Below are 13,340 nucleotides of genomic sequence, written 5' to 3'. Positions count from 1 at the left end.
ACGACAACCAAACGCGCCAAGCGTCTTACGCCTTGGCGAAAAGCAGGCGCGCCAGATCGGGCAGGGTTTCGACCTTGTGTCCAAGCCCGGCGGCGTTCGGGCACAGGATGGGACCGTAGCCCAGGCGCTCGGCCTGCTTAAGCCGCGTGTCATGACCGGCCACGGGCCGGATACGGCCGGACAGGTCCACCTCGCCCCAGAAAACCGCCCCGGCCGGCAACGGCCGGTCGTAAAACGAGGACAGCACGGCGGCGGCGATGCCGAGATCCAGGCCCGGGTCGGGAATTTTGAGTCCGCCCCCGATCTTGGCGTACAGGTCCACCTGGCCGAGGTTCAGGCGCAGGCGCTTCTCCAAAACCGCCAGCAGCAGATGCAGCCGGCCGACGTCGAGCCCCAGCGCCGCCCGGCGGGGCATGGACAAAAAGGACTTGGCGGCGAGCGCCTGGACTTCCACGGCAAAGGGCCGGCGGCCTTCCACAGCCATGACCACGGCCGAGCCGGACACGGCCGGATCGCGGTCGCCCAGGAAAAACGTGGACGGATCGGGAACTTCCGAAAGCCCCCGCTCGCGCATCTCCATGACCAGCAGCTCGTCGGTGGGGCCGTAGCGGTTTTTGAGCACGCGCAGGATACGGAAAAGATGGCGGCGCTCGCCTTCGAGGTAGAGCACCGTGTCGACCATGTGCTCCAGGAGCTTGGGCCCGGCGATCTGGCCGTCCTTGGTCACGTGGCCGACGAGCATGAGGCAGGCCTGGCCGCGCTTGGCCGCCTCCACGCAGGATGACGCGACGCCGCGCACCTGGGAAACGGAACCGGGTGAGCCCTCCACGCCGGAAACATGCATGGTCTGGACGGAATCGACGATGACAAGATCCGGAGCCGGCGTCGCGCCGAGGATGTCCACGGCCGCGCCGGCATCGGTGGTGGCGGCGGCGAGGAGCCCCTCGTGCAGCACGCCCAGGCGTTCGGCCCGGGCCTTCAGCTGCGGCAGGGATTCCTCGCCCGAAACGTAGACCACGCGCCGGCCGGCGGCAGCGGCAAGGCCCGCGAGTTGCAGCAATAAAGTGGATTTGCCGATGCCCGGCTCGCCGCCGAGCAGCACGGCCCCGCCCGGGGTCAGCCCGCCGCCGAGCACCCGGTCCAGGCCGTCGATGCCGGTCGACGCGGGGGTGAAATCCTCGCCCGGGTGGCTGTCAAGCGGCACGGGCGTGGCGGACGGCGCGGCCAGAGCCCGGGAACCACCCGGACCGGCCACGCCTTCGACGAGGGTATTCCAGGCCCCGCAGCGGGGACACTGCCCCCGCCAGGTGGGGGACACCCCGCCGCAGGCCGAACAGGTGAAGATCTTCTTGGCCTTGGCCGCCATGCGCGTTGCCGCCGCTACTGGCGGGGCGGGTCCTTGGCGTCGATGACCTTGACGCCGAATTCCTTGACCGCTTCGGGCGGATCGAAAAAGACGATCATAAAAGGCGCTTCGCCGCCCGGGGCGATGTTGGTGTTGTTGGTGAGCACGCCGACCTGGGAAGCCAGGGCGTTTTTAAGCTCGTCGCGGGTCATGACCTGCAGCTGGAAAAGCGACACCGTGTTGCCGGCCAACTCCTGCTGGGAGGCCAGCGAATCGCCCTTCTCGTCGAACAGCGTGGCCTCGAGCTTGATCATTTCCTTGGGCGTCTTGAAATTGTTGACCGCCTTGCCCTCGATCACGAAAAGCTGCCCCGCCTTCTCGTTGGACACATAGTACTGGCGGACGTTTTGCAGCATGACGTCCTTGACCTTGGCCGTCTCCTCGGGCTTTTTCGCACCCTCGCCCTCGGCGGCAGCAGGCTTCTCCGTCGCGGCCTTCTCGGCCTTTTCGGCCGTCGCACCTTTTTCCGGCGTGGCCGGGGCCTCGGCCGCCGGCGGCGTCGCGCCCGGCTTGACGGACTTCGCCCCCGGCATCAGGTCCAGGAAATAGATGGCGGTCAGCGTGGCCGCGAGCACCAGCACGATGGCGCCAAGGATGATGCCGATGCGACGGCGTCGGTCTTTTGACACCGTGCTGCCGGGCAGTGGGATATCGGCCACGTCGTCGAGGCTGAATCCCGGCTTGACCGGGCCGGTGTCGAGATCTTCCTCGGCTGCCTCTTCCTCGGCCGGGGCTTCGTAGGACTCGGAATGAAAGAGATCGGGCGGCGCGTCGTCGGAAGCGGCCTGGTCGGCCCGGGCACCGGGCGCGGCGGCCTTCTCCGTCCCGGCAGCGGCGGCCGGTGTTTCGGCCATGTCGTCGGGAAAATCGAAATCCGACAGGTCCTCCGAAACAGGCGAAGCGGCCGGGGCCGGAGGATCGACATGGAACACCTGGCGGCATTTGCCGCAGCGCAGCTTGGCGCCGTCCGGACCAAGCCGGTCATCGGGCAGATTGAACTTGGACTGGCAATTCGGGCACTGTACTATCATGACGGTCTATCCCATGCCGGTTACGGTTTGGGTCACGCTATGCAATTATAAGGCCGCACGCTACCCGATCAACTCGTACACACCGCGCAGTCGGCGCAACCGTTCCCCGATGTCCATACCGTAGCCCACAAGATAGACAGGGGGCGCCGGAAAGCCCACAAAATCCGCAGTCACGTCCACCTCGCGGCGATAGGCCTTGTCCAAGAAGGTGCATATCTTGATGCTGGCCGGATTGCGCTGCGACAGGATGTCCAAGAGATAGGACAGGCTGCGGCCGGTGTCCACGATATCCTCCACCAGGAGGACATGTCGGCCGGCAATATCGCTTTGCAGGTCCATGAGAAACCGGAGCTGCCCGGGCGCGGTGTCCGCGCCGTAGCTGGCCACCCGGATGAAATCGAGCACCGGGCAGAAATCCAGGGCCCGCAGCAGATCGGCCATGAAGGGCAGCGCGCCCTTGAGCACGCCGACCATGACCACGTCCTTGCCGGCGTAGTGGGCCGACACCTCCCGACCAAGTTCGGCCACCCGCGCCGCAATGGCCGCTTCGCCGAACACCTCGCGCAATGTCTCCGCCATGTCTCTTTGAAATCGCCTTTTCCGTTTCGCGCCTACATTTCCATGATCAGCGCGTGTTCGTCGCACTCGGGAAATTTCGGGCAGTTGATGCAATCGGCCCAGACCTTTTGGGGCAGCTGCTCCTTCTCCGCCGGGGCGAACCCCAGGCGCTCGAAGAAATGCGGCCGATAGGTCAGGGTGAAAACCCTGTAAATGCCAAGCGTGACCGCGTCGGACAGGCAGGCCTCCACCAGCTTGCCGCCCCAGCCATGCTTCTGGATTTCCTCGTTCACGGCCAGGGAGCGTATCTCGGCGATATCCTCCCAGGTGATGGACAGGGCGCAACAGCCGAGGATGCCCGGGATGTCGTGGCCGGCCAGGACGAAGAAGTCGCGCAGATGGCTGTAAAGCTGATTGAACGAGCGCGGCAGCAGGAATTCCTTCTTGGCGCAGTGCATCAGCAGCGCGTGGATCTGCTTGACGTCCTGGATTCTCGCCTTGCGGATAAAAAAATTGCTCATGAACCGGTGTCTTTTTTAAGCAGGGTCTCTATGGACTGCCGCAGCATGTCGCCGGGCATGTACCCGGCATGGTTGACCGCCTGTTGCCCCTTGCCGTCGTAAATGAGCGTCTTGGGGATCATCTTGACCCCGAAGGTGGACAGCACGTCCGGGTCGGCCAGATGCACCGGGAAATTGAACGGCGTCTGCTTGACGAAGCGGAAATACTCCCCCTTGTCCTGGTCGAGAGAGATGCCGATAAAAACGACCTTGTCGGCCGGATAGTGCTTGCGGGCCTCGATGAAGTCCGGAATCTCCATCAGGCAGGGACGACACCAGGAGGCGAAAAAGTCCACCACCACGACCTTGCCCTGGGCGGCAACGACGGCGTCGAGCACGCCCTGCCCCTTGATCGGGCCGGCATCCTGGGCCAGCCCGCGCGATACCGTCGCAAGCAGCAAGGCCAGCATGAAAAAAACTATGCGTTTGCGCAAGGATAATCCTCCGAAATAACGACTCCGGCTCGGACGCGCGCGCCCGCCCCGTGCCAGATGCTTTTAGGATAAATGCACCTGGGGGGAAACCTTTCTTGAAGAAAGGTTCTCCCCCCAGGCCCCCTTTCCAAAGACTTTTAATAAAACTAGAGTGTTGGTGAAAAAAGCGCCCCTTTGAAAACTTGAGGAAGGGGAGAGCGCGAGAGGGGAGAACCCTTTCTTGAAAGGGTTTCCCCTCTCGCATTCTCTTCCTCTCCTCACACACTTACCCGCCGATGAGGGCCTTGGCCTGGCGCACGGCGTCCACGGCGTCCGCGGCGTGGGCGTCGGCGCCGATGGACTTGGCGAAGGCGGCGGTCACCACGGCCCCGCCGACCATGACCTTGGCCGTAAGCCCCCGCTCCCTGACCAGACGCACGGTGTCTTCCATGCGCACCATGGTGGTGGTCATAAGCGCCGAGAGACCGATGATGTCGGCCTTGCAGGCCTGGGCCTCGTCCACGATACGCGCGGCGGGCACGTCCTTGCCCAGGTCGATGACCTCGAAGCCGTGGTTTTTAAGCATCAGGCACACGATGTTCTTGCCGATGTCGTGAATGTCGCCCTCGACCGTGGCCATGACGATGCGGGCCTTCTCGGCTCCGGACGTTTCGGCCAAAAGCGGCTCGAGGCGGGTGAACCCGGCGCGCATGGTCTCGGCGGCGACGAGCAGTTGGGGCAGGAAGAATTCCTTGCGCTCATAGCGCTCGCCCACCTCCATGATCCCGGGGATGAGTTCCTCGCTCAAAATGGCGGCCGGGTCACGGCCCTCGGCCAGGGCGGCATCGATGAGCCCGTCGAGCTCGGCCCGGCGGCCCTTGATGACGGCCTGGCGCAGGGGGCTGCCGCCCTCCTCGTCTTTCGTCGCGGCCGCCGGAGCGGACCCGCCGCCGGGGGACGATTTCCAGCCGGCGTAACGCTCGATGAACCGGCCGGCCTGGGGATCGCGGGCCAGCAACACTTCGCAGGCCGCGCCGGTCTCCATGAGCCGGGCCACGTTGGGGTTGGCGATGGCGGCCGAAAGCCCGGCCCCCAGGCACATGGCGAAAAAGGCGGCGTTGACCAGCTCCCGGGCCGGCAGGCCGAAGGAAATGTTGGACAGGCCAAGGACCGTGGGCAGGCCCCAGGCGTCGCGGCAGTGACGGATGGTCTCCAGGCAGGCGAGGGCCGCCTCGGCCTTGGAGGAAACGGTGAGCGCCAGGGCGTCGACCAGGATCAGCCTTCTGGGGATGCGCAGGGACTCGGCCTGGGCAAGCAGTTCCTCGATGATGGCGAGGCGCTCGGCGGCCGTGACCGGCAGCTTGCGTCCTTTAAGCGGCAGCAGAATAAACGGCGCGCCGTGATCGCGGCAGAGGGGTCCCAAAAGCTCCATGCGGCCGGGCTCGCCGCTGATGGAATTGACGAGCGGCGTGGCCGGCGAGGCCCAAAGCGCGTTGGTCAGCGCCTCGGCGTTGTTGGAATCGAGGCACAGCGGCAGGCGCTGGCGCTTGGTCAGTTCCAGGGCCAGCCCGGGAAGCGTCCTGGTCTCGTCGACCATGGGCGCGCCCACGTTGACGTCGAGAATGGACGCGCCGGCGACCGCCTGCTCCTCGGCAAAGGCCAGGGCCTTGGCGTATTCCCCGGCCACGAGTTCGGCGGCCAGCTCCGCCTTGCCGGTGGGATTGATGCGCTCGCCGATGACGGCGCAGGGGCTTTTGCCGCCGAGGGTGACAGTCAGGGCCCGGGAGGTGACGGCCAGAACCGGCCGGTCCGGGGCCTCGGGCCGCGTCCAGGAGCGCCCGGAAAGCGCCTTGGCCAGGGCCGCGATGTGGGCCGGGGTGGTGCCGCAGCAGCCGGAGAGGGCCTTGGCCCCGAGATCGGCGAAGCGGGCCGTTTTCTCGGCGAATTCCTCCGGGCCCATGGGAAAGACGGTCTTGCCGTTTTCCAGACGCGGCATGCCGGCGTTGGGCTTGACGAAAAAGGGCGTGGACAGGCGCCGGGAATAGACTTCGCCCACAAGGCGCATGTCGTCCGGGCCGGCGCCGCAGTTGACGCCGATGAGGTCGACGCCCAGATTCTCCATGGCGTCGGCGAAGACTTCCGGCGCGGAACCGGTGAGGCTGGCCGCGCCCTCGTAGGTCATGCACACGGCCACGGGCAGGTCGCAGACCTCGCGGCAGGCCAGCACCAAGGCCTTGGCCTCGGCCACGTCGAAATGGGTCTCGCCGACGATCAGGTCGCAGCCGCCCGCAGCCAGACCGCGAATCTGCTCGGCAAAGACGGCCACGAGCTCGCGCAGCGTCACCTTGCCCAAGGGCGCGACAAACTGGCCCGTCGGGCCGACCGATCCGGCGACAAAGGCCGCGTCTCCGGCCGCCTGCCGGGCCAGACGCGCCATCTCCCGGTTCAGCGCGACCACGTCCGTGCCGGCGGGCAGCTTGAACCGGGAACCGCCGAAGGTGTTGGCGGTGATGACACGGGACCCGGCTTCGATGTATTCCCGGTGGGTGGCCACGATGGCCTCGGGATGGGCCAGTCCGAAAAGTTCCGGCGACTGCCCCGGAGCGAGTCCCCGTCCCTGCAGCAGCGTGCCCATGGCCCCGTCGAAAACGAGGAGGCCTGCATCCGTCAGCGCTTTTCTGAAATCACCCACGGCATCTCCTTGAAAGTCTTGTTCAACCGGCCGCGCGGCGGCAGGAAACGCGGCCGGTCTACTGAAAATCGTTGAAAAGGACAAATCAAAACTTTACAGTACAAGATAGGCATGCGAGACGGCGCTTCCAGGCGGGAGCGCCACGCCTTGTCCGCGGCCGACCGCGCGCCCGCCCGCACCATCTAACCCGGCCTTTATCCGATGGAACATCGAGACGATCAAGATATTTCGCCAGACGACGCCGACATCGACATCGACGACACGGAGCAGCAAGAGGCCCCGGATGACGCCGAAGAGAAGATCCTCGACGCCGAACCTGTTGACGATTTTCGGCTGCCTGCCCCCCGGGCCGGCTCTTCCGGTTCGCTTTCCACCCGCGACCCGCTCCAGCTCTATTTGCGCGAGATCGGCAAATTCCCGATGCTCAAGCCCGAGGAGGAGCAGGAGCTGGCCCGTCGCGTGCGCGACTCGGGCGACGAGAAGGCGGCCTTCCGCCTCATCTCCTCCCATCTGCGACTGGTGGTCAAAATCGCCATGGACTTTCAGCGCCGCTGGATGCAAAACGTGCTCGACCTCATCCAGGAAGGCAATGTCGGCCTTATGCGCGCGGTGACCAAGTTCGACCCCGACAAGGGCATCAAGTTCTCCTATTACGCCGCCTACTGGATCAAGGCCTATATCCTCAAATACATCATGGACAACTGGCGCATGGTGAAAATCGGGACCACCCAGGCCCAACGCAAGTTGTTCTACAATCTCAACAAGGAACGCCACCGGCTCCAGAACCTGGGGTTCGACCCGAGCAACTCCCAGCTCTCCGAGGCCCTAAACGTCACCGAGTCCGACATCGTGGAAATGGACCAACGCTTAAGCGGCAACGACCTGTCCCTCGACGTGTCGCTTGGCGAGGACTCCACGTCCACCCGCCTGGATTTTCTGCCGGCGCTCACCCCCGGCATCGAGGAGATTCTTGCCGGCGACGAAATATCGCACCAGCTCGAGAAACACATCCAGACCATCCGGCCCTCGCTCAATGAAAAGGAACTCGATCTGCTCGATAACCGCATCCTGTCCGACTCCCCGGTGACCTTACGGGAGATCGGGGCCAAATACGGCATCACCCGGGAGCGCGTGCGGCAAATCGAGGCCCGTCTCCTGGAAAAACTCAAGGAACACCTGTCCAAACGCATCGAGGACTTTTCCTCGGATTGGATACACAGGGAAGAATAGCGGCGCGGACCACCGCCGGCCGCAAGGCCGATGGCGGACGGTCCGTGAACGCCGCATCGGATGCCGGATATGCCTGACGAGACGAAACCCCGCTTTTCCAAGCGCCTGCCCGTATTCCTGGTGCTGGTGCTGTTGCCGTGCCTGCTGTCCAACTCCTGCGCTTCCAGCCGGCCGGCCCGGTCGGCCTATGCCGCCAAGAGCCTTTCGGCCAACGCGGACAGTGCCTACCGCTTCCTCGTCTACCAGGACCTCATGCGCCAGGGGAAAAAGGACGAGGCCATGGCGGAGCTGGAGGCGCTGGTCAAGAAATACCCCTCGCCGGAGCTGGCCGTGGAACTGGCCAATCTCCAGTGGGGACAAAACCAGCGCGAAAAGGCCACCGCCACCCTGGAAGCGGCCGCAGCCGCTTTTCCCGCCTCCCGACAGCTGACGCTCTACCTGGCCAACGCCTACCAGATGCGCCGCATGGGCGATAAGGCCGTGGCCACCCTCGGGAAATTCCTTGCGGCCCACCCCGCCGACGCCGCGGCCAGACGTGAACTGGCCTCGCTTTTGGAAGACGCGGGCAAGCACAAGGAAGCCTTGCAAGTCCTCTCGCGCATCCCCGAGGCTGATCGCGACGCCGCGACCTGCTACCTCATGGCCAAGGCCATGGCCGGGCTCGGGCAAAACGCCAAGGCCGTCGCCCTGCTGCGCCAGGCCGTGGACAAGGATCAGACGCTGCTGCCCGCCTGGCTCGACCTCGGCGGCCTGCTCGAGAACCAGGGCGACCTGACCGGAGCCGAGGACGCCTACCGCAAGATGCTGTCCCAGGACGCCGGTTCCCCGGAAGTCCAGGCCAGGCTCCTGCGGATACTGCTCAAGCGCAAAAAGCCGGATCAGGCCATGAAGCTTTTGCGCGACGAGACGCCGGACAAGCCGCATCTTCTGGACGCCATGTCGGCCTTTGTCGAGGCCGGCTATCCGAAGCAGGCCCGGCAGGCCCTGGACATGCTCGTGGCCGCCGATCCGGGGAGCCCGGACCTGCCGTTTTACAAGGCGATCCTGGCCTACGAAGGGGACAAGAATCCCAAGAAGGCCCTGGAAATCCTGGCCGAAGTCGCGCCGGACACCCCCAATTACGACAAGAGCCTGAGCTTTCGCATCCAGATCGCCACGGAGCTTGGCGACTACGCCAAGGCCGAGGGACTCGTGCGCGAGGCCAGGACCCGCTATCCCGACCGCAAGGAATTCATCGCCGTGGAGGCCGCCCTGCTCGACAAGCGCGGCGACACGGCCCAGGCGGCAACGGTGCTGGAAAAGGCCCTGGCCGCCTCCCCCGACGACCTGGACCTCTTGTACCGCTACGGCGTGGCGCTGGAAAAACTCAAGCGCCGCGACGAGGCCAAGGCCGTGATGGAAAAAATCGTGGCCAAGGACCCGGTCAATCCCGATGCCCTCAACTACCTTGGCTATTCCCTGGCCGAGGAGGGACGCGACCTGGACAAGGCCATCGACATGATCCGGCTGGCCCTGTCCAAGGAGCCGGACAACCCCTTCTTCCTGGATTCCCTGGCCTGGGCCCAATTCAAGCTCGGGCGCGCCGACGAAGCCCTGGCCACCATCCGCTCGGCCGCCGTGCCCAGGGTCAAGGACGCCATCGTCTGGGAGCATTACGGCGACATCGCCGCCGCGACCGGACACAAGGCCGAGGCGCAAAAGGCCTACCGCACCGCCCTGGAACTGGGCTCGGATAACCCCAAAGACGTCAAGAAGAAGCTCGGAGCCCTGTGATGCGACGCTTCCCCCTGCCGCCACGCATCCTTGTATGGATTTCCCTGGCCCTGCTCGCCACGGGCTGCGCCGCGCCACGTCCCGGCCAGCTGGGTTCGGGCGAGGCCAAGGCCGTGTATGCGGCCTTTGTGGCCAACCAGGCGAAGAACACCCCGGCGCCGGCCTTTTCCCTGGCCGGGTCCATGAGCTTTTCCAGGGGCTCCCGTTCCGGTCGCCTCAACTTCCGCTTTTACGGCAACTACGTCGACCCCGTGCGCCTGGACCTGACCACGCCCATCGGCGGGGCCTACGCCCATCTGCGCGAGGACGGCGCGGAATTTTCCGCCTTCGTGCCCGGCCGCGACACCCTCTATCGTCACGAAGGGACGCGGGAAGGCGCGACCCGGCTCGGCATGCCGCTGCCCTTTACCCTGCGCGAAATGGCCGCCCTGGTTTCGGGCCGATTCGGGGAGCTGGTCCCGGCCCGGTACGCTTCGGCCAAAAAGACCGCCGACGGCTACGAATACCACTTTTCCGGAGACCCGCGCCTTTCTTCGCTGACCCTTGACTTCGCGGGCAATCCGCGACATCTCACCGGGGTAGGCGTGGAACCCTGGCGCGTGGCCTTCGACAATGACGAAGCCGCGCCGGGTATGGCCGTGCCGGTGGCCCGCAAGCTGGTTCTGACCACGCCCGGCGGCACTTCTTTGATCCTTCGCGTCAAAAGCCTACAGGCGCGCCAGTCGCCCTATCCGGCCGCCGACCTGGAACTGCCCGTTCCGCCAAGCGCCGTAGTGCGCGGGCTCGACGACGCCTCAGGCCATTCGCCCCTGCCGGAATTGTGAGCGCCGCCCGCGCAACAATGCCCTGTCGCCAACCGCCAACCGCGGAGAAACCATGTCCAAAACCGTCTTCATCGGCTCCGATCATGCCGGCGTGATCCTCAAGGCCGCCCTGGTCGAGCATCTGCGCGCCGCCGGCCATGACGTGACCGACCTCGGCCCGTCCGACGCCAAAAGCGTCGACTACCCCGACTACGCCAAGGCCGTCTGCGCCAAGGTCCTCGAGACCCCGGGCTGCGCCGGCATCCTCGTCTGCGGCACGGGCATCGGCATGTCCATGGCCGCCAACCGCATGCCCGGCATCCGGGCCGCGCTTTGCGTCAACGAATACCTGGCCCGCATGACCCGGCTCCACAACGACGCCAACGTCCTGTGCCTGGGCGAGCGCGTCATCGGGACCGGCTTGGCCGCCTCCATCGCCGATGTCTTTCTCGCCACCGACTTCGAGGGCGGACGCCATCAGCGGCGCGTGGACCTCATCGAATCCTGCGGTCTGGCCGCCTCCCTGTAATGCCGCGGATATTTTAAATCATCACTCAGTCATGATTTGATTTTTCAACCCACAAGCCCCTCAGAGGATCCTGCCATGACCGCCAACGCATCCGCCATCGACATCAAAGCCGTGCGCGCCATCAAGGGCCTGATCATGGACGCCACCCGCAAGGCCTCCTCCGGCCACCCGGGCGGGGCCATGTCCTCGGCCGACATGGCGTATGTGCTGTTCAAGGACTACCTGCGCTTCGACCCGACCGATCCGAAATGGTTCAACCGCGACCGGTTCGTGCTCTCGGCCGGACACGAATCCATGCTGCAATATGCCCTGCTCTACCTGCGCGGCATTCTGACCCTGGACGACCTCATGCATTTCCGGCAGTTCGGCAGCAGGACCCCGGGCCATCCGGAGAATTTCGACACCCCCGGCGTGGAATGCACCACCGGGCCGCTCGGCCAGGGCTTTTCCATGTCCGTGGGCATGGCCGTGGCCGAGGAAATGCTGCGCCAACGCCTGGGCGAGGATATCGCCTCCCACTACACCTACGTGCTGTCCTCCGACGGCGACGTGCAGGCCCCGGTGTTCCAGGGCGCCGCCGCGTTGGCCGGCCTGTGGGGCCTGGGACGCCTCATCGTGCTGTTCGACAAAAACAGCGTCCAGCTGGCCAGCCCCACCAGCGTCTGCGACGACACCGACCACAAGAAGCTGTTCGAGGCCCTGGGCTGGCACGTCGTCGAAATAAACGGCCACGACCACGCCGCCATCCATCAGGCCCTGGACGCGGCCCGGGCCGAGACCCAAAAGCCGAGCATCATCATCGGGCACACCATCATCGCCAAGGGCTCCTTTTCCATGGAAGGCAAAAGCGCCGCCCACGGCGCGCCGTTTTCCGACAAGGAGATCGAGGAGACCAAAAAGCTCCTGGAACTGCCCCTGGACAAGACGTTTTACATGCCGGCCGACGTGGCCGATCATTTCCGCGTCCGCTTCCCCGAGCTGGAGACAGCCGCCAAGGACTGGAACAAGGCCCTGGAAGACCGCTTGAACAGCGATCCCGTCTTCGAGGACCTCTGGCGGCAGCTCAAGCGCGCGCCGGGCAACCGCGATCTGGCCTGGCCGGTGTTCGAGCCGAGCAAGGCCGTGGCCACCCGTTCCGCCTGGGGCGCCTGCCTGGGCGGGCTCATCGACCAGATGCCGCTTTTCGTCGGCGGCTCGGCCGACCTGGACCCCTCCAACCAGACCGAGAAGTTCCGCGACATCACCGGCATCTTCGGCAAGGCCAACCGCGCGGGTCGGGCGCTTTGCTTCGGCGTGCGCGAGTTTCCCATGACCGCCATCATAAACGGCATAAGCCTCCACGGCGGCCTGACCCCCTTTAGCGCCACGTTCCTCATCTTTTCCGACTACGCCCGAAATGCCCTGCGCATGGCGGCGCTCCAGCGTACGCCCGCCCTGCACGTCTACACCCACGATTCCTTCTACGTGGGCGAGGACGGCCCGACCCACGAACCCATCGAGCAGACCAGCTCGCTTCGGCTCATTCCCAACATGCTGGTCATGCGTCCGGCCGACGCCAACGAAACAGCGGCCTGCCTGGATACGGCCCTGTCCCAGACCAGCCGGCCGACCTGCCTGCTCCTGACGCGCCAGAACCTGCCCATCATCGACTCGGCCGCGTACCCGTCCCTGAAGGAAGGGGTGAAACGCGGCGGTTACGTGCTGGTCGAAGCGGCTTCGGCCAAGCCGGACATGATCCTCATGGCCTCGGGTTCGGAAGTCTCGCTGGCCATGGCCGCGGCCAAGCTGCTGCCGGAAATCTCCATCCGCATCGTCAGCATGCCCTGCATGGAACTCTTCAACGAGCAGCCCGAAGACTACAGGAACGCAGTGCTGCCGCCGGATGTGCCCTTCCGCTACGCCACCGAGGCCGGACGGCCCGAACTGTGGTGCCAGTACACCGGCCGCCTCGACCGCGTGCATGGCATCTCCCACTTCGGCGCCTCGTCCCCGGCCGGCAAGCTGGCCGAAGCCTACGGCTTTACCCCCGAACACCTCGCCGCCAAGATCAAAGCCGCCTACGCGGCGAAGTAAGAAGGGAAGAAGACAGGAAGATGCGAGAGAGGAAACCCTTTGAAAAGGGTTCTCCCCTCTCGCGCTCTCCCTTTCCTAAACTTCTTAACGGGGAAAATTTCCCAATAGGCTTTCCCGACAGGGCGTTTTGAAGAAGACGCCCTTTTTTCTTCCCATTTCTTTTCCCTCTTCATCTTCTCCATCTCGAAAGTTTAGACTTTCCACCTCGTTTCCAGTATCCCCCTTGAAAAGTTTTTGGGGGGGGAGGGGCGCGGGGAGGGGACCCTTTTTTTC

The 13,340-nt window shown here is 65.1% G+C and carries 12 protein-coding genes; 5 read left to right on the top strand and 7 right to left on the bottom strand.

Annotation, left to right across the window (positions count from 1 at the left end; all coding sequences use genetic code 11):
- Positions 1–25: 25 nt before the first annotated feature.
- The 6 genes from radA to ACMZ6R_RS06915 all read right to left on the bottom strand — a co-directional run bounded on the left by radA (position 26) and on the right by ACMZ6R_RS06915 (position 6,659).
- Positions 26–1,366 (bottom strand): DNA repair protein RadA, encoded by a 1,341-nt coding sequence (gene radA, locus ACMZ6R_RS06940; protein ID WP_416110187.1) that lies wholly within the window; start codon positions 1,364–1,366, stop codon positions 26–28.
- A gap of 14 nt (positions 1,367–1,380) precedes the next feature.
- The gene (locus ACMZ6R_RS06935; RefSeq protein WP_416110186.1) at positions 1,381–2,436 is read right to left on the bottom strand and encodes a DUF3426 domain-containing protein; all 1,056 of its coding nucleotides are present in this window, start codon (positions 2,434–2,436) and stop codon (positions 1,381–1,383) included.
- Between the two features lie 60 nt (positions 2,437–2,496).
- On the bottom strand, positions 2,497–3,015 hold the full coding sequence (gene hpt / locus ACMZ6R_RS06930) for a hypoxanthine phosphoribosyltransferase (RefSeq protein WP_416110185.1): 519 nt from the start codon (positions 3,013–3,015) through the stop codon (positions 2,497–2,499).
- 32 nt (positions 3,016–3,047) lie between these two features.
- Positions 3,048–3,515 (bottom strand): N-acetyltransferase, encoded by a 468-nt coding sequence (locus ACMZ6R_RS06925; protein WP_416110184.1) that lies wholly within the window; start codon positions 3,513–3,515, stop codon positions 3,048–3,050.
- On the bottom strand, positions 3,512–3,988 hold the full coding sequence (locus ACMZ6R_RS06920) for a TlpA family protein disulfide reductase (protein ID WP_416110183.1): 477 nt from the start codon (positions 3,986–3,988) through the stop codon (positions 3,512–3,514). Before ACMZ6R_RS06920 ends, ACMZ6R_RS06925 begins: the two co-directional genes overlap by 4 nt.
- Positions 3,989–4,253: 265 nt before the next feature.
- Entirely contained in the window at positions 4,254–6,659 is a 2,406-nt protein-coding gene (locus ACMZ6R_RS06915; protein ID WP_416110182.1) for a homocysteine S-methyltransferase family protein, read from the bottom strand.
- 201 nt (positions 6,660–6,860) lie between these two features.
- On the opposite strand from ACMZ6R_RS06915, the gene ACMZ6R_RS06910 reads away from it, so the two are divergent.
- The 5 genes from ACMZ6R_RS06910 (at position 6,861) to tkt (ending at position 13,067) form a co-directional block, all read left to right on the top strand.
- Positions 6,861–7,889 (top strand): sigma-70 family RNA polymerase sigma factor, encoded by a 1,029-nt coding sequence (locus tag ACMZ6R_RS06910; RefSeq protein ID WP_416110181.1) that lies wholly within the window; start codon positions 6,861–6,863, stop codon positions 7,887–7,889.
- Between the two features lie 69 nt (positions 7,890–7,958).
- A complete protein-coding gene (locus tag ACMZ6R_RS06905) occupies positions 7,959–9,662 on the top strand; it encodes a tetratricopeptide repeat protein (RefSeq protein WP_416110180.1) in 1,704 nt (567 codons plus the stop codon).
- Positions 9,662–10,486, top strand: coding sequence for a hypothetical protein (locus tag ACMZ6R_RS06900; RefSeq protein ID WP_416110179.1), 825 nt, complete (start codon positions 9,662–9,664; stop codon positions 10,484–10,486). The genes ACMZ6R_RS06905 and ACMZ6R_RS06900 overlap by 1 nt, the downstream gene beginning before the upstream one ends.
- Before the next feature lie 52 nt (positions 10,487–10,538).
- Positions 10,539–10,994, top strand: a complete 456-nt coding sequence (gene rpiB / locus ACMZ6R_RS06895; protein ID WP_416110178.1) for a ribose 5-phosphate isomerase B — start codon at positions 10,539–10,541, stop codon at positions 10,992–10,994.
- 75 nt (positions 10,995–11,069) lie between these two features.
- Entirely contained in the window at positions 11,070–13,067 is a 1,998-nt protein-coding gene (tkt, locus tag ACMZ6R_RS06890; protein WP_416110177.1) for a transketolase, read from the top strand.
- A gap of 84 nt (positions 13,068–13,151) precedes the next feature.
- On the opposite strand, the gene ACMZ6R_RS06885 is transcribed toward tkt, so the two are convergent.
- Positions 13,152–13,340, bottom strand: a 189-nt coding sequence (locus ACMZ6R_RS06885) for a hypothetical protein (RefSeq protein ID WP_416110176.1), incomplete at its 5' end; no start/stop codon positions are given.

The organism is Solidesulfovibrio sp. C21, from assembly GCF_047785625.1.
GTDB lineage: Bacteria > Desulfobacterota > Desulfovibrionia > Desulfovibrionales > Desulfovibrionaceae > Solidesulfovibrio.
Note: the sequence above shows the minus strand (reverse complement) of the source record. Positions and strands in the feature narration are given on the sequence as shown.

Excerpts from the sequence above, each read along its gene's own strand:
- ACMZ6R_RS06935 (WP_416110186.1), bottom strand. The coding sequence starts at position 2,436 with ATGATAGTACAGTGCCCGAATTGCCAGTCCAAGTTCAATCTGCCCGAT.
- ACMZ6R_RS06900 (WP_416110179.1), top strand. The coding sequence starts at position 9,662 with ATGCGACGCTTCCCCCTGCCGCCACGCATCCTTGTATGGATTTCCCTG.
- rpiB (WP_416110178.1), top strand. The coding sequence starts at position 10,539 with ATGTCCAAAACCGTCTTCATCGGCTCCGATCATGCCGGCGTGATCCTC.
- ACMZ6R_RS06925 (WP_416110184.1), bottom strand. The coding sequence starts at position 3,515 with ATGAGCAATTTTTTTATCCGCAAGGCGAGAATCCAGGACGTCAAGCAG.
- ACMZ6R_RS06910 (WP_416110181.1), top strand. The coding sequence starts at position 6,861 with ATGGAACATCGAGACGATCAAGATATTTCGCCAGACGACGCCGACATC.
- hpt (WP_416110185.1), bottom strand. The coding sequence starts at position 3,015 with ATGGCGGAGACATTGCGCGAGGTGTTCGGCGAAGCGGCCATTGCGGCG.
- tkt (WP_416110177.1), top strand. The coding sequence starts at position 11,070 with ATGACCGCCAACGCATCCGCCATCGACATCAAAGCCGTGCGCGCCATC.
- ACMZ6R_RS06905 (WP_416110180.1), top strand. The coding sequence starts at position 7,959 with ATGCCTGACGAGACGAAACCCCGCTTTTCCAAGCGCCTGCCCGTATTC.
- radA (WP_416110187.1), bottom strand. The coding sequence starts at position 1,366 with ATGGCGGCCAAGGCCAAGAAGATCTTCACCTGTTCGGCCTGCGGCGGG.